The sequence below is a fragment of the Rhodanobacter sp. 7MK24 genome, assembly GCF_014842995.1.
Taxonomy (GTDB): Bacteria; Pseudomonadota; Gammaproteobacteria; order Xanthomonadales; family Rhodanobacteraceae; genus Rhodanobacter_A.
This window is the reverse complement of sequence record NZ_JACYXL010000008.1, coordinates 133722-150433: the sequence shown is the minus strand read 5'-3', so window position 1 is coordinate 150433 and position 16712 is coordinate 133722. Positions and strand designations below refer to the sequence as shown.

The following is a 16712-nucleotide window of genomic DNA, read 5'->3' as shown; positions in this document are numbered from 1 at the left end:
GACACGCGAAACCACGCCGATGGCTTCCGACCACCCCGATTCCGCCATACCCGACGCCATCGAGATGTTCGAGCGCGAGCGCGAACGCTGGCGCGAAATCGATGCGCTGCTGCGTCGCCTGCTTTCGCGCCTGACCTATGCGGCGGAGGGCCGCAACATCGGTCTGGACGCCGTGCTGAGCGATATCCGGCTGGCCACCCGGAACACTTTCGATGAGCAGCGCCTTACGCCGCTGCTCGACGCCCTGACCGACGCCGTGGCCGTGCTGGACGAGGAGCTCGCCCAGCCATCCAGGGAGGCCGCCCTGCCGCCATCGCCGCCTCCAGTTCCCTTGCCGCAGGCGGCGGAACCCGTGCTGGACCGCCTGCTGCTCGCCATCCTCGATCGCCTGCCGCTGGGCGAGACGGCCGGCGCCGAACTGGAGTCCCTGCGCCAACGCATCGTCGGCTGCCACGACACCAGGATGCTGCAGGCCCACGGCGAGGCGCTGGCCGCCCTGGTCGCGCGCCACATCGAGCAACTCGAAGAGGCCCAGCGCACCGCCAGCCGCCTGCTGGACCACGTGGACAACGAACTGACTGCGTTGACCGAGCATCTCGACGAGGACAACCAGTCGCGCAACGATGCCGTCATGGCCCGGCGCGAGCTGGGCGAACGCATGGCCGGCGAGATGCTGACGCTGCGCGAGCGAGCGCGCACAGCCTCCGACCTGCCCAGCCTGCAAGCCGACGTGCATGCGCGGCTCGCCGCGGTCGGCGCCCACCTCGCCACGCTGCGCGAGCGCGAGCAGACACGCGAGCAGGCGTGGTACGAACACACCGCACGCATGCGCGAGCGCATCCGCGAACTGGAATCCAGCACGCGCAACATGGAAGCCACGCTGAAGCAGAAGCTCCAGTTGGCCGACACCGATCCGCTCACCGGCCTCGCCAACCGCCGCGCATTGGAGGCGCGCATGGCCTCGCTGCACGAGTCGAACGCGCCCGACATCAGCCTGCTGATGCTGGACATCGACCATTTCAAGTCGATCAACGACCTGCTCGGCCACACCGCCGGCGATCGCGCGCTGCGCATCGTGGCCGAACAGCTGCAGGCCGCGCTGCGCCCCGGCGACTACCTCGCCCGCTACGGCGGCGAGGAGTTCGTGGCCCTGCTCACCGCCGATGCCAATGAGGCGATGCGGGTAGCCGAGCGCCTGCGCATACGCATCGGGCAAGCGCGCTTCCACAGCCAGAACCAGGTGGTGCCGATCACCCTGTCGTGCGGCATCGCCACGATGCGCGACGACGACACGCCCGAGTCGCTGTTCGAACGCGCCGACCAGGCGCTCTACCGGGCCAAGGACAACGGCCGCAACCGCTGCGAGGCGGCGTGAGGCCGGCGGCGGGCAGATAGCCGTCCATCCGTCCAAAGCCCGGTTCAGCCAGGGGTACAACGCCGGTACGGCGCGATGGTATGATGGCGCACTTTCTTTTATCTCTTTATCCGTACACGAGGATATAAACCCGATGTCCAGCCATCTGTTCACTTCCGAATCGGTCTCCGAAGGCCATCCGGACAAGGTCGCCGACCAGATCTCCGATGCCGTGCTCGACGCGATCCTCGCGCAGGATCCGCGCGCCCGCGTGGCCTGCGAAACCATGGTCAAGACCGGCGTGGCCATCGTCGCCGGCGAGATCACCACCAGCGCCTGGATCGACCTGGAAGCGATCACCCGCAAGGTGATCCTCGACATCGGCTACAACTCCTCCGACGTGGGTTTCGACGGCGCCACCTGCGGCGTGCTCAACCTGATCGGCAAGCAGTCGCCCGACATCAACCAGGGCGTGGACCGCAAGAAGCCCGAGGAACAGGGCGCCGGCGACCAGGGCCTGATGTTCGGCTACGCCACCAACGAGACCAAGGACGGCATGCCGGCGGCGATCCACTACTCGCATCGCCTCGTCGAGCAGCAGGCCAAGGTGCGCAAGAAGAAGAACTCGCCGTTGCCGTGGCTGCGCCCGGACGCCAAGAGCCAGGTCACCCTGCGCTACGACAACGGCGTGGCCACCGCGATCGACGCCGTGGTGCTCAGCACCCAGCATGATCCGGGCATCAAGCAGAAGGATCTGATCGAGGCCGTGCGCGAGCACATCATCAAGCCCGTGCTGCCGGGCAAGCTGCTGCACAAGGGCACCAAGTTCCACATCAACCCGACCGGCAAGTTCGAGATCGGCGGCCCGGTGGGCGACTGCGGCCTCACCGGCCGCAAGATCATCGTCGACACCTACGGCGGCTGGGCCCGCCACGGCGGCGGCGCATTCTCCGGCAAGGATCCGTCCAAAGTGGACCGTTCGGCCGCCTACGCCGCGCGCTACGTGGCGAAGAACATCGTGGCCGCCGGCATCGCCGACCGCTGCGAGGTGCAGGTGAGCTACGCCATCGGCGTGGCCGAGCCGACCTCGATCTCGGTGACCACCTTCGGCACCGGCAAGATCAGCGACGACAAGATCGAGAAGCTGATCCGCCGGCACTTCGACCTGCGCCCGTACGGCATCCTCAAGATGCTGGACCTGATCCACCCGATGTATCAGCAGACCGCCAGCTACGGCCACTTCGGCCGCAGCCCGGTCGAGATCAAGGACAAGAACGGCAAGGTCTACACCGCGTTCTCGTGGGAGAAGACCGACAAGGCTGAGGCCCTGCGTGCGGACGCCAAGCTGAAGTAAGACGGCGTCATCCTCGTCAACGAAACGGGTCGCGCAAGCGGCCCGTTTCGTTTGGCGCACCCGCCACGAACGAAGCCACGGCCGCCCTAAGGCTTGATCATGCGGATCGCCTCGTCGCGCACGCTGCGCATGGCGGCGTTGAGGGTCGCCGGGTCCATCGCGATCACCGGATCTAGGTAATGCTTGCGCACATCGGCAGCGGCGGAGGTATCGCGCAGCTTGACCAGCGCCAAGTACAACCGTGAGGCACTTTCGATACTATGCGGTGCCTCGGGACCGAAACGCTGTGCACGGGCCGCCAGCGCCTGCCGATAGGCATCGCGGGCGTTTGCCCAGTCGCCAAGATCGCTCTCGATGTCACCGATCATATTGAGCGTCCCTAACATGATCGGGTCGTCAGGTGCGAGTGTGCGGCGCTGGCCAGCCAGGGTCTCGTCTGCCTGCACTAGCGCCTGTCTGTACCGCCCGGCTTTATCGAGCAGACTGGCGAGACTGCCGCGTGCCAGCAGCGTATGCGGATGGTCAAGCCCGAGCATGCGCACATGCGAATCCATGATCACCTGCTCCAATGCAATCGCCTGCATGTAGTACGGCTGCGCCTCGCGACCAGTCGGCGCAATGTCACCCTGCTTGGCCACCAGCGCCACCAGGCCAGTCATGGCCGACACCGTCTGCGGATTGTCCGGGCCGTAACGCAGGCGACGCGTGTCCACGACATGCTGCAGCGTGCCGCGGATGCGCGAGAGCGAGGCAGGATCGTTCGCCAGCTTGGTGGCGTCCGTAGCCGCAACGTAGCGTGCGTCGATCGTGTCGGGGTGATCGGCGCCGAGCCGGCGCTGGCGGATCGCCACCACCTGCTCGGCCAGCGCCAGCGAGCGTTCGAACTCGCCGTCCGCACGCAGCAGCTTGGCCAGGGTGATCGTCGCACGCAGCGTCTCCGAATTCTCCGCGCCCAGCACGCCGCGATCCAACGCCAGCAGCGACTCCAGCTCTATACGCGCCTCGCTGCGCCGTCCCATCTGCACCAGTGTGTCGACCAGATCGCGCCGCAGCTGCATCAGGCCATGGTCAGTGGCAGGAAGCTTAGATTTCAACTCGGCGTACAGGGCCTGCTGCTCCTGTAAGGCCTGCCGCTGATGCCCTTGCGCCACCAGCATTCGTGCGCTGCCGGCTTTGGCGGCGATGCGCAGCTCGTCGACCGGCGCCAGCCCTTCGGACTCTCGGGCAATCTGGCTGTAAAGGCTCGCCGCTTCCTGGGTTTGACCCTGTGACTCCAGCGCTTGTGCGAGATCAGCGCGTGCGGACAGCAGATCGTGGACTTCGGCTGGTTCGCGTTCCCGCTCAGCGATCACCTTGCGCAGCTCGCGCGCCGCATGTGCATAGCTGCCAATACCCAGCAATACGCGCGCCAGCGACTGGCGCAAGTCGGTGGCCAGTTGCGGCGCCTCAGGGAAAGCGTGATCGAGATTGTCGAGCGTGTGCGTAACCACATACGTGTCGAATGCGGAACGCGCGATGTCGGTGGCCTGCACGGCAGCGAAGGCCTTGGTCAGCGCGCCGTCCGCGGGCGGCGCGGCGCTCGATGCGACCGGTGCCAGCGCCGCGCCGACCTGCTGCTGCGCCGCGGCGACGACGGCATGCCCCATCGCGCCGATGTCCACGCTGTCGTACATCGATTGCTGGAACTGCACCATGCGTTCCAGCTGCTGCCGGCGCTGCTCTGCCAGGCGCTGCTGGACGCGCGCCTGGTGCAGCGAGTAAAGCGACGTGCCCAGGCCGGCCAGCACGCTGAGCACCAATGCAGCGGCGGCGGTCAGCGGCCAGCGGTTGCGTTGCAGGAAACGGCGCAGGCGATATAGACGGCGCCCCCGCCGCGCCAGCACCGGCCGCCGCTCCAGCCAGTTGCGCAAGTCGTCGGCGAGCGCGCCGACGGTGGCATAACGCTCGCTGGCCTGGCGCCGCAACGCCTTCAGCGCGATCGCGTCGATATCCGCGGGCACCGTTCTGCGCGGCGATCCGGCATAACCGCCGGTGTCGTGATTCTCACTGCTGCGGCTGGGTGGCACGATCTCGCCGGTGACGATCGCCTGGCTCAACTGGTGTGGCGTGGTGATGTGCTGCCAGGGACGCCGCCCTGCCACTAGCTGGTACAGCACCATGCCCAGCCCGTAGACGTCCACCGCGATGGTCAACGGCTGTTGCTCGATCTGCTCGGGGCTGGCGTAGGCAAGGGTCAGCGCGTGCTGGCCGGTCATGGTGAGCGTGGTCTCGACGGCCTCGGCGTCGATCAGGCGCGCGATGCCGAAGTCCAGCAGCCTGGGCTCGCCTTGTGCATCGACGAGGATGTTGGCGGGCTTGAGATCGCGATGGATCACCAGGTTGCGATGCGCGTACTCCACCGCGGCGCAAACCTTGAGGAACAGTTGCACGCGTTCGCGCAGAGCCAACCCACGATGGGCACACCACGCATCGATGCGCTCGCCCTCGATGTATTCCATCGCCAGGAAGGGCTGGCCGTCGGTGAGCACGCCGCCGTCGAGCAGCCGCGCGATGCCGGGGTGCTCCAGCCGCGCCAGCAGTTGCCGCTCGCGCACGAAGCGCTCCAGCAACGTGGGGGAGCCGATGGCCGAGGCGTTCAGCACCTTCAGCGCCACCTGTTGCGCGAAGCCGCCGTCCTCGCGCTCGGCGAGGTAGACCACGCCCATGCCGCCCTCGCCCACGCGGCGCACCAGGCGGTAATGCCGCGGCGCATCGACCTGGGCGTCACTGCCGCTCAGATCCACCGTATCGCCCGGCTGCAACGGCAGCGTGGCGGTATGGCTGTTCTCGATCGCGGCAATCATCCAGCGCACTTCGCGCACCAGCACTTCGTCGCCGCCGCATTCGCGTGCAATCAGGTCATCGCGCCCTGACGCATCGATCTCCAACGCGTCCATGGCGATGCGCTTGGCAAGCAAGTAACGGTCGGTCAGCTGACCGGTCATGGGTTCCCCTGTATGCGCGGCATGGCCCGCAGCCATGCGGGCAACCCCGCATGACGCATCCTAGCGTCGAAGGATAAGCGATCAGATCGATGGTCTGCCCGTGCCCTTGCGCGGCATGGCCGCCTGGACGGGAAGACAGCCGCCTAGTCGTCCGTGTCGCTGCGCGAAGCGACCACGACGGCCGGCTTCTGCTTGCTCCGCGGGTGATGTGCCGCCAGACGGGGAGCGCTGTGACGCGTGCGATGCGCAGTGATGCCCCGACAGGTGGAACCGCTGCGCGAGCAGCTGCGTCCGGCGTCGGCGACTACCTTGCGGCCGCGCGTCGAGCGGGCCGCCGGTGCCGGGTTGCGCTGCGAAGCCGGCACAGTATCCGCATCGGCGGTCTGGATCGGCGAAATCGCTTCGAGCAGGCGTGCAGCGCGGCTGCCCGCCCGCACACCGCCGGCCTCGGCGACCAGGATCGGCGGGGTCTGCTGGCCGTCGAAGCCGTCGTCCAGCAAGCGCGCCATCAAGCGATCGCGCCCGCTCGCAGTACGGCTCCCCAACACCACGGCGAACAGGCGGTGGCCATCGCGCACGGCGGTGGAGGCGAGGTTGAAACCCGAAGCGTCGGTGAAGCCGGTCTTCAACCCGTCCATGCCCGGATAGCGGTACATCAGATTGTTGTGCCCGCGCACGATGTGGCCACGGAACACGAACTCCTGCGTGGCGAAGAAGTGGGCGTACTGCGGGAAGTCGCGGTAAAGCGCCATCGCCAGCTTCACCAGATCGTGCGCGGTGGAGGTGTTGTTGGGGTCGGGCAATCCGGACGCGTTGGCAAAATGCGTATCGCTCATGCCGAGCAGCGCTGCCTGCGCATTCATCATGTCGGCGAAGTGGCTTTCGTTGCCGCCGATGCCTTCGGCCATCACGCTGGCGGCGTCGTTGGCCGATTTGGTGATCATGCCGAGGATGCAGTCCTGTACCGCGACGGTCTGGCCGGCGTGCAAGCCCAGTTTGGTGGGTGCGCGGCTGGCGGCCCATGCCGACACCGGCATCGTCTGGTCGAGGCTCAGCTTGCCGCTCTTCAATTCCTGGAAAGCGATGTAGAGCGTCATCATCTTGGTCAGCGAGGCGGGATAATCACGCTGGTCGGCGTTGACCTGCTGCACGATCTGACCGGTTTCGCCGTCGACGACGATCGCCGCGTAGCCGGCATGCGCCGCGCAGGCAAAGCTGCCGAGGCCGCACAGCAACGTCAGCATCAGCAGCACGCGCAAGCGACCCAACGTCCGCCCCAGCCTCGTCGATTCGATGGCCACCCGACTTCCTCGCAAACAAACTGCAACCAAATGGAAACCCCACGTGGCCGCGACCTTAACCCAAGGTGGCGAAAATTTCTACAGGCAAGACTTGAAATAATTTCGTTAAATCCATGTTCCACAACGGATTGTTCAAGCCATTCGCAAGCGCATGCAGCGGCATTCGCACGGTCGCCAGCTAGAATGGCCGGATGTCCCTGATCCAACTCCATCGCGTCGATTTCAGCATCGGCGGCCCCCTCCTGCTCGAACACGTCGATTTGTCGATCGACCGCAACGAGCGCGTGTGCATCGTCGGTCGCAACGGCGAAGGCAAATCCACCCTGATGAAGCTGATCGCCGGCGAGCTGAAAGCCGACGACGGCGAAGTGCGCGTACAGACCGGCGTCGTCATCGCGCGCATGGCGCAGGAGGTGCCGCAGGGCACCGCCGGCAGCGTGTTCGACGTGGTGGCGCAAGGCCTAGGCGACCTCGGCCAGTTGCTAGCGCGTTATCACCATCTGCTGCACGAAGGCGACCTGGATGCGTTGGGCGAGGTGCAGACGCAGATCGAAGCCCGCCATGGCTGGGATCTCGACCGCCGCGTCACCGAGGTGCTGACCCGGCTCGAACTGCCCGCCGACACCGACTTCGCCGCGCTTTCCGGCGGCATGAAGCGCCGCGTGCTGCTGGCTCAGGCGCTGGTGCGCAAGCCCGACGTGCTGCTGCTGGACGAGCCCACCAACCACCTCGACATCGAAGCCATCGGCTGGCTGGAAGGCTTCCTGAAATCCTTCGACGGCAGCCTGCTCTTCGTCACCCACGACCGCAGCTTCCTGCAGGCATTGGCCACTCGCATCGTGGAGATCGACCGCGGCCAGCTCACCGACTGGCCCGGCGACTACGATAACTACCTGCGCCGCCGCGAGGAGCGCCTGCACGCCGAAGCGCAGGCCAATGCGCTGTTCGACAAGAAGCTGGCGCAGGAAGAAGTGTGGATCCGCCAGGGCATCAAGGCCCGCCGCACACGCAACGAAGGCCGCGTGCGCGCACTGAAAGCCTTGCGCGTGGAACGCGCAGAGCGCCGCGAATTGTCCGGCAACGTGAAGATGACCGCCGCCAACGCGCAGGCCTCCGGCAAGAAGGTGATCGATCTCGAGCACGTGCACCAGAGCTACGGCGGCCGCGTGCTGATCGACGACCTGAGCACGACCATCCTGCGTGGCGACCGCGTGGGTATCGTCGGCCCCAACGGTGCGGGCAAGAGCACCCTGCTGAAGATCATGCTGGGCGAACTCAAGCCCGAACGCGGCAACGCCACGCTGGGCACCGGCATCCAGATAGCCTACTTCGACCAGCACCGCCTGCAGCTGGACGATACGCAGAACGCGTTGGACAACGTGGCCGAGGGCCGCGAATACATCGAGCTCGACGGCCAGCGCAAACACATCATCGGTTATCTGCAGGATTTCCTGTTCTCGCCCGAACGCGCCCGCGCACCGATCACGCGGCTCTCCGGCGGCGAACGCAACCGCCTGCTGCTGGCCAAGCTGTTCGCGCAGCCGTCGAACCTACTGGTGATGGACGAACCCACCAACGACCTTGACGTGGAAACGCTGGAGCTGCTGGAAGAACTGCTCGCCGGCTACCAGGGCACCCTGCTGCTGGTCTCGCACGACCGCGCCTTCCTCGACAACGTGGTATCCAGCACGCTGGTGTTGGAAGGCGAAGGCAGGGTGGCCGAATACGTCGGCGGCTACAGCGACTGGCTGCGGCAACGGTCCGCGGCGGCCGCATCGGCTCCCACCCAGGCTGCAAGAAGCCAGACGCCTGCGCCCGCTCCCGCGCCGGAAGCCAAGCGCAAGCTGAGCTACAAGGACCAGCGCGAACTGGAACAACTGCCCATGCGCATCGAACAGCTCGAAGCCGACATCGCCGCACGCGGCGAAGCGATGAACGATCCGTCGTTCTTCCAGCAGGACAGCGCCGCCATCGTCAAGGCGAACGAATCGCTGGCGAAGCTGCAGCATGAGCTGGAAAGCGCCTACACGCGCTGGGCCGAACTGGACGGCTGACGCGCGACCTATCCCTGCTCCCCTGGCGCGACGCGGTTCGGCAACCACAGCCGCGCCAATGCGCCACGCGCATCGTCCCGCGCCACCAAGGCCACGCCGCCCTCGTGCGCCTCGGCGATCTGACGCGCCAGCGCCAGGCCGATGCCGGAACCGCCGGGCTTGGTGGTGAAGAACGGCACGAACAGGTTGTCGCTGGGCGGCGGTCCGGGGCCGTCGTCTTCCACTTCGATCACGGCGCACTCGCCGTCGCGGCACCAGCGCAGCCGCACGCCGCCATCCGGAAGCGAGGCTTCCACCGCATTGCGCACGAGGTTGATCAACGCCTGCTCGAGCTGATCGGGGTCTGCCGCCACCGTCAGCGGCTCGCCTGCTTCCACCGTCACCGCCATGCGTTGTTCCAGCTTCGCCAGTTTCGCCAACAGCGCGGACAACTCCACCTCTTGCGGCTGCGGTGGCGGCAGGCGCGCCAGTTTGCTGTAGCTGGAAAGGAAGCGCCCCAGGGCCTCGGCGCGATGGCCGATCAGTTCCAGCCCGCCGCGGAAATCTTCGCGCCAGTCTTCCGGCAGGGGATCGCGGGCGACCAGCGTGGCCAAGGTACCGGCCATCGACTGGATCGGCGCCAGCGAGTTGTTCACCTCGTGGCCCAGCACGCGCAACAGACGCTGCCACGCCGCACGCTCCTCTTCGCGCAGCACGCGGCCGACGTCGTTGATCACCAGCAGCCGGCCGCCGCGTCCGCCGCTGCGCAACGCCGCATGGCGGATCTCGAAGCGCCCGCTGCGCCCCGGGAATACATGCCTGAGCAGGCGCGCGGCCGGCCCATCCAGCAGCGGAGCCAGACCGAGCTCCGCAGCGCTGAGGCCGAACAGGCGATGACGCTCGGCATCCAGCAGGCGCTGCGCCGCCGGGTTGAGCAAGCGCAGCCGCTGGCCCTCGTCGAATACGAACACCGCGCTGTCCAGCGCCGCCAGCGTCTTGCCGAGCAGATAGGAGGATTCCTCGAACTCCAGCCGCTCGCGCTGCAGCCGCTCGGCCAGCGCGTTGATGTCGTAGATCGCATCGCCCAGCACGCCGCCGTGCACGCCGCGCAGGCTGTAGTCGCCTTGGCGCAATGCCTCCAACAGGCCGGACAACGTGTACAGCGGGAACACCACACGGTGGTATTGCCAGCGCGCAAGCAGCAAGGCGGCGGCAACGGCGACGGCCACGCATGTCCAGCGCAACGGCTCGCCCATAGGTATCCAGGCGAGCGCCAGCGAGGCAAGCAAGGGAGGCGTCGCCACCAGCAGGCTGCCGAGCAGCACGCGCCGCTCGAACCGCGGCATGCGGCCGGCGCGCTGCACGGGTTGCTCAGTCGGCATCGACGGCGCCGTCGCGCAGGTCGTGCTTGTCCAACCGCCGGTACAACGACTGCCGGGTGATGCCCAGCGCGTCGGCGGCGCGCTGCAGGTTGCCGTCGAAGCGTTCCAGCGCACGCTGCACCAGATGCGCCTCGGCCTGCTCCAGCGTCATGCCGTCGAGATCGGTTGCGGGCTGCGCGGCGGCCTCGCCGAAGGCCAGCGCCGCCGCCCCCACCTCGGCGTGCTCGGCGAGCAACGCAGCACGCTCCATCAGGTGCTGCAGCTCGCGCACGTTGCCAGGCCAGCGCCACGCCATCAGCGCACGTTCCGCCGAAGGCGCCAGCCGCAGCCCGTCGCGCCCGTATCGTTGCGCGTTGCGGGCAAGAAAGGCGCGCGCCAGCGGCAGGATGTCTTCCACGCGATCGCGCAACGGCGGCAGGCGCACTTCCAGCGTGTTTAGGCGGTAGAGCAGATCCCTGCGGAAGCGCCCCGCGGCCACCTCGGCGAGCAGGTCCGCGTTGGTGGCCGAGACCAGCCGCACGTCCGTCTTCTGCGTGCGCGAGGAACCCAGGCGCTCGAATTCGCCGTCCTCCAGCACGCGCAGCAGCTTCGGCTGCTGCGAAGCCGGCACGTTGCCCACTTCGTCGAGGAACAGCGTGCCGCCGTCGGCCAGTTCGAAGCGGCCGATGCGCTCGCTCTTGGCGTCAGTGTAGGCGCCGCGCACGTGGCCGAACATCTCCGATTCGAACACGCTCTCGGCAATGCCGCCCATGTTCACCTTGACCAGCGAGCTTGCCGCGCGCGGCGAGCGCTGGTGCAGCAGTTGCGCAATCACCCCTTTGCCGGTGCCGTTCTCGCCCAGCACCAGCACGTTGGCGTCGCTGCCCGCGATGCGTTCGACCAGCGCCACCACGCGGCGCATCGCCGGCGATTCGGCGACGAAGTCCTCGCCCGCCTCGCCGCGCAACAGTGCGTTCTCCGCCTCCAGCCGGCGTTGCTTGCGCGTGCCTTCGGCCAAGGCGATCTGCGTGCGCAGCACGCTGGCGAGGCGCGCGTTGTCCCACGGCTTCTCGATGAAATCGGCGGCGCCGCGGCGCATCGCCTCCACCGTGAGCGGCACGTTGCCCCATGCCGTCATCGTCACCACCGGCAAGTCGGGCGAGAGCTGGCGCAAGCGCTCCAGCAGGTTCAAACCCTCCTCGCCCGAAGTGGTGTCGCGCGAATAGTTGCAATCGATCAGCGCACAGGCGAATTCGCGCCTGCGGGCGGCCTCCACCGCCGCCGCCGGGTCGGCCACGCCGACGCTGGCAATGCCCTCGGCCTTCAACAACAGGCGCAAGGCCTCGCGCACGTCGGCCTGGTCGTCGGCGATCAGGACAGTGGGGTTCGATTCACGCGCCATGCGTTCGTTCATCCGCGCAGTGTAGAGGTCACTCGTAGCGCAAGGCGACCGCCGGATCGACGCGCAGCGCACGCAGCAGCGGCACCAGCGCGGCGAACGCGGAAACGCCGACCACCAGCAGCAGCACCGGCAAGAACACCGCCGGATCGCGCGCGCGCGTATGCAGACCCGGATCGGCCAGCACGCCCGAGCACGGCACGGCCAGCAGCACGCCGATGCTCAGCCCAAGCCCGAGCTGCCACGCCAGTTGCCGCGCCACCGTGCGCACGATGGCGCCATGCCCGGCGCCGATCGCGCGGCGGATGCCGAGCTCGCGCGTGCGCTGCGCCACCGAGAACGCCAGCACGCCGTACAGGCCTGCACCGGCCAGCAGCAGCGCGACCACCCCGAGCACCGCGAACACCTCGGTCAACACCAGCATCCTGAGGCGCGATATCGCCATCGCTCTTGCCTGGCTGTACATCGCGTGGACCACCACTTGCGGGTCCACCTCGCGCACCACGGCGGCCAGTTGCCGTGCATAGGTTTCCGCATCGGCATGCGTGCGCACCGCCAGCCCCATGCCGCGGCGCAGCGGTCCCTGGCCCGCCGATTGCTCCAGCGGCAGCAGCAGGCCGGGCAGCGGCTTTTCCAGCGCGCTGTCCAGCTGCAGCGGTTCGATCACGCCGACGACGGTGAGCGTGAGGGCCTGCATGCGACCCGGCCACAACACCAGCTTGCGGCCCAGCGCATCGCCATGCGGCCACATCGCCTCGGCCAGCTTGGCGTCGACCACGGCTACCGGCGGGCTGTCCGCGCGGTCGCGCGCATCGAAGAAGCGCCCCGCACGCAGATGCACGCCATAGGTGGCGAGGAAATGCGGATCGACGATGCCCATCTGTACTCGCGGCCAACCGTCGGACGGCTGCGGCCGGCCCGGCAGGGAAACGTCTTCGTGGCTGCCCAATGCAGCGCTCGGAATGGTGTCCGAAGCGGAAGCGTCGGCCACGACGGGATCGCTACGCAGGCGTTCGACCACGGTATCCAGGAAGCGGATGCGTTGCGCATCGCCCGCATAGCGGGCCGACGGCAAGACCACGTCCGCGGTGAGCACTTGCGCAGCATGCGTGGCGCCCGCCGAGCGCTCCGCCAGCAACGCGCCCAGCGCCCGCACGAACGTGCCCGCGCCCACCAGCAACACCACGGTCAGCACCACCTCGGCCACTACCAGCACCTTCGCCACCTGGACGAAGCCGCTGCCTGAGCCCTTGCTGCCGTCGCGGAGTGCATCCTGCAGGTCGTCGGCGCGCGCAGCACGCCAGGCAGGCACCAGCCCGGCAAGCGCGGTGCACAGCACGGCCACGCCGAAGCCGAACAGCAGCACCCGGCCGTCAATGCCGAAGCGGAGGAACATGTTCGGTGGGTTGTCGCTGGCGATGAACACGCCGACCAGCCAGCGATTGCCGAATTGCATGATCGGCACGGCCACCGCCAATGCCGCCACGCTGAGCAGCAGGCTTTCCACCAGCACGCCGACCATCAGGCGCCCGTGGCCGCTGCCCAGCGCGCTGCGCAGGGCCAGCTCGCGGCGCCGGTTCAGGGTCTGCACCAGTTGCAGGTTTGCCACGTTGACGCAGGCCAGCAGCAGCACCAGTCCGGTAGCGCCGAACATCATCCACACCCAGCCACGGATGTTCTCGGGCATGAAGCTCAGGGCCAACGGCTTGATCGTCAGCGAAGGCCCGCGCTGATCCGCCGGCAGGGCAAGCTGCATCGCATCCGACCGCGCGGCGAGTTCCGCGCGCGCCTGCGCCAGGTTGACGGACGGCAGCAACCTGGCCACACCCTGGATGTCTAGATACTGCCGCTGTCTCAGCTGCAGCGGCATCCACAACCGGCTGGCCTGCGGAAAACCGAAATCTGCCGGCAGCACCCCGATCACCGTGGCCGGTTCGCCATCCACCTGCACCGCACGCCCCACGATGTGCGGGTCGGCATGGAAATCGTGCCGCCATAGCGCGTCACCCAGCAGCACCACGGGCGCCGCGCCCGGCACCTCGTCGGAGGCGATGAAGCCGCGGCCGAGAATGGGCTTCACGCCCAGCAGTTGCATCATCGAGGCGGTGAGCAGGCTGCCGCGCGAAAAGTTCGCGCCGCCACCATTGTCCAGGTTGAAGCCCGCGGTGGCATAGGCACCGTACATGTCCACGCTGCGCAGATGCCCCTGCAACTGCAGGTACTGGTCGCTGTTGATGCTGCCGATGCCGTAGCCGTTGGACGGCTGCTCGCCAATCGCAATCAGCCGGTCGGCCTGCGGAAACGGCAGCGGCCGCAGGATCATCGTGTTGACCAGGCCGAACAGGAACAGCACCACGCCCAGCCCGACGCCCAGCATCCCCACCGACAGCAAGGCGTAGCCCGGTCGTCGCATCAACCGTCGCCATGCCTCGCGGAATTCGCGCACGATCATCTTCATTCTCCCCTCAAGGCGCGCATCGGCGGCACACGCGATGCGCGCAACGCCGGCCACAGGCAGGCCAGCAGTCCTACCGCCATCAACAACAGGCAAACCACCAGCAAGACTGCTGGATCGAACACGCTGCGCTGCATCTGCACCAAGACGGCGCGCAGCACGCCTGCCAGGACGAAGGCGATGCCCAGCCCCATGCCCAGCCCGACAACGATTTGCAGCAGCGCCCCACGCAGCACGCTGCGCACCAGCCGCGACGGCGATGCGCCCAGCGCCAGCCGCACGCCGAATTCGCGCTCGCGCAATGTCACCGCCACCGATACCACGGCGTAGATGCCCGCGGCGGCCAGCGCCAGCGCCAGCACCGCGAAGATTCCGATCAGCAGCAGATCCATGCGGGCGGCGTCCGTGGTGCCGCTGACGATGCTTTGCATGCTGCGCATGTGGGCAATCGGCTGATCGGGCGCCACCTCGGCGACGGCGGCAGCGACGGCGGCGCGATAGCTTTCCGGATCGCCGTGCACGCGCAGTGCGAAACGCAACGGCAGGTAGTTGCGCATCAAGCCCGCCAGATCGTCCGGCACCTGCTGCATCGACAGGTACAGGATGCCGTCCCGGTCACCCAGGGGACCGAACGGACTGATGTCGTCGACGACACCGACGATGCGTGCGGAAAACGGCCGAACGCCGACGCTGTTCTCGGCGGTACCGATGTCGATGGCGTGGCCCAGCGCATGCCCTCCGTACAGACGCTGGGCCAGCGTCTGGTTGACGATGGCCACCGGCTCGCCCCCTCTCACGTCCGTATCCTGGAAGCCACGTCCTTCGCGTGGAGTGATGCCGAAGGTCGGGAAATAGTCCGGGTCGACACCGCGAACCTGGGGAGAGTTCGCGAGCAGGTCCTCCGCGCCGGGCGCATGGACGTAGCCCATGTAGAAATTCTGCGTCTTGTCGCCCATCGGCAGGCCTGTGCCGACCGCGGCGCGCTCGACGCCGGGCTGCGCGCGCAGTCGATCCAGCAGTCGCCGCGTGAGTTGCTGCAGCGAGGCGGCATCGGAATAGTCGGCCTTGACCGGCGCCAACTCGAAGGTAAATACGCCCTTGCTGGAAAATCCGAGCGGAACATGCGCAGCGTCATGCAGCGCGTGCAGGAACAACCCTGCCGCACACAGCAGGGTGGCGGCCAGGGCCACCTGTGCCATCACCAGCACGCGTCCCAGTGGGCCATCGCGATGCCCCGCACTGCCGCGTCCACCCGCGCGCAAGTCCTCCATCGATATGGCCGACAGGCCGCGCCAAAGCCCCAGCGCCGCCGCCAGAAGCGCTGCAGCCATGCCAAGGCAGAACGCCACCGCCACCGTCGAGATACTGAAATGCAGCCGACTGCCTGCGAACCACTCCGGAGGTATCAATCCGCTCAGCAGATTCAGCCCGAGCCAGCCCAGAGCGATCCCCGTCAGCGTACCGCCGAGGCCGATCAGTACGCCCTCCGACAACATCGGCGATACTTGCCGCCCCCACGATGCGCCCAGCGCCCCCCGCACCGCCGCATCGTGACCGTGCGACAAGGTGCGCAGCAGCATGAGGTTGGCGAGGTTCACCCACGCAATCAGCAACACCAGTGACGCACTCGCCAGGAACATCGTCAGCACCGGCCGCGCATTGACCCGCATCGCGGTCTTGAGATCGTCGGCGCGGAACCGCAGGCCCCTCATGTACTCGCTTCCGGCGTCGTGCTTCGCCGCGAACACCGCATGCAGCCGCGTGTCGACCTCCGCTCCGACCGAGGCCGCCGTCGCCCCGGGCGCGAGCCTGGCGATTGCCCGGTAATTGTTGCTGTTGTCGTCCGTGCTCTCGAGCGGAAAAGCGACAGGCAATACGAGGTCGCCCTGCTTGAGGTCGACGCCCTCCGGCAGCACGCCGACGATGGCGTGCGCGACTCCCTCGATCGACAGGACACGGCCGATCACGCCGGCGTTGCCGCCATAGCGACGCAGCCAGAACCCGTGGCTCAGCATCACCGCCTTCGGGCCGTTCGGGCGATCCTCGTCCTCCGTGAAATTGCGACCCAGCAGCGGTTTGATTTCGAGCGTCGGCAGGTAGCCGTGATCCGCATGAATAGCCGGCACCAGCTCGGGCGTGCCATCACCGGCGATGTTGACGGACAGCGCATCCGCCTCGATCAGCCCCAACGACCGCACACCCTGCAGCGGCGGCAGATGCTGGTATTCGCTGGGCGATATCCAGTAGGCGACGCCGTACTTTTCCTGCCCCACCTGCACCAGCTCGGAGGCGCGCGGATACGCCAGCGGCTGCAGCAGCATCGCATTGACCAGGGCGAACACCGCCACGCTGGCGCCGATGCCGAGCGCCAGCACGCCGACGGCCAACGTCAGGTAGCCGGGGCGTCGGAGCATGGCGCGCCACGCGCGCCAGATTTCCGTGAGCCAGATGTTCATGTGCGAATCGCCTCT

At 67.6% G+C, this 16712-nt stretch carries 9 protein-coding genes; 3 read left to right on the top strand and 6 right to left on the bottom strand.

Going from position 1 to position 16712, the window contains the following annotated elements; all coding sequences use genetic code 11:
• Positions 1-19: 19 nt before the first annotated feature.
• A complete protein-coding gene (locus IHE49_RS13570) occupies positions 20-1375 on the top strand; it encodes a GGDEF domain-containing protein (protein WP_192158755.1) in 1356 nt (451 codons plus the stop codon).
• Positions 1376-1508: 133 nt separating this feature from the next.
• The gene (gene metK / locus IHE49_RS13565) at positions 1509-2708 is read left to right on the top strand and encodes a methionine adenosyltransferase (RefSeq protein WP_192158753.1); all 1200 of its coding nucleotides are present in this window, start codon (positions 1509-1511) and stop codon (positions 2706-2708) included.
• Positions 2709-2794: 86 nt separating this feature from the next.
• On the opposite strand, the gene IHE49_RS13560 is transcribed toward metK, so the two are convergent.
• Both IHE49_RS13560 and IHE49_RS13555 read right to left on the bottom strand, forming a co-directional pair.
• Positions 2795-5692: a protein kinase gene (locus IHE49_RS13560; RefSeq protein ID WP_192158751.1), complete on the bottom strand. Its 2898-nt coding sequence runs from the start codon at positions 5690-5692 to the stop codon at positions 2795-2797.
• Positions 5693-5835: 143 nt separating this feature from the next.
• A complete protein-coding gene (locus IHE49_RS13555; protein ID WP_343227581.1) occupies positions 5836-6993 on the bottom strand; it encodes a D-alanyl-D-alanine carboxypeptidase family protein in 1158 nt (385 codons plus the stop codon).
• 191 nt (positions 6994-7184) lie between these two features.
• Here IHE49_RS13555 and IHE49_RS13550 point away from each other — a divergent pair, with 191 nt between their 5' ends.
• Positions 7185-9047 (top strand): ATP-binding cassette domain-containing protein, encoded by a 1863-nt coding sequence (locus IHE49_RS13550; protein ID WP_192158749.1) that lies wholly within the window; start codon positions 7185-7187, stop codon positions 9045-9047.
• 8 nt (positions 9048-9055) lie between these two features.
• Here IHE49_RS13550 and IHE49_RS13545 read toward each other — a convergent pair whose 3' ends face one another.
• From IHE49_RS13545 to IHE49_RS13530, 4 genes are read right to left on the bottom strand one after another with little or no spacing between them, the layout of a single operon-like run.
• Positions 9056-10408: an ATP-binding protein gene (locus IHE49_RS13545; RefSeq protein ID WP_225578439.1), complete on the bottom strand. Its 1353-nt coding sequence runs from the start codon at positions 10406-10408 to the stop codon at positions 9056-9058.
• A complete protein-coding gene (locus tag IHE49_RS13540) occupies positions 10398-11789 on the bottom strand; it encodes a sigma-54 dependent transcriptional regulator (RefSeq protein WP_225578438.1) in 1392 nt (463 codons plus the stop codon). The genes IHE49_RS13545 and IHE49_RS13540 overlap by 11 nt, the downstream gene beginning before the upstream one ends.
• A 28-nt stretch (positions 11790-11817) precedes the next feature.
• Positions 11818-14244, bottom strand: coding sequence for an ADOP family duplicated permease (locus tag IHE49_RS13535; protein ID WP_225578437.1), 2427 nt, complete (start codon positions 14242-14244; stop codon positions 11818-11820).
• A complete protein-coding gene (locus tag IHE49_RS13530; protein ID WP_192158745.1) occupies positions 14241-16697 on the bottom strand; it encodes an ADOP family duplicated permease in 2457 nt (818 codons plus the stop codon). The genes IHE49_RS13535 and IHE49_RS13530 overlap by 4 nt, the downstream gene beginning before the upstream one ends.
• Positions 16698-16712: the final 15 nt, after the last annotated feature.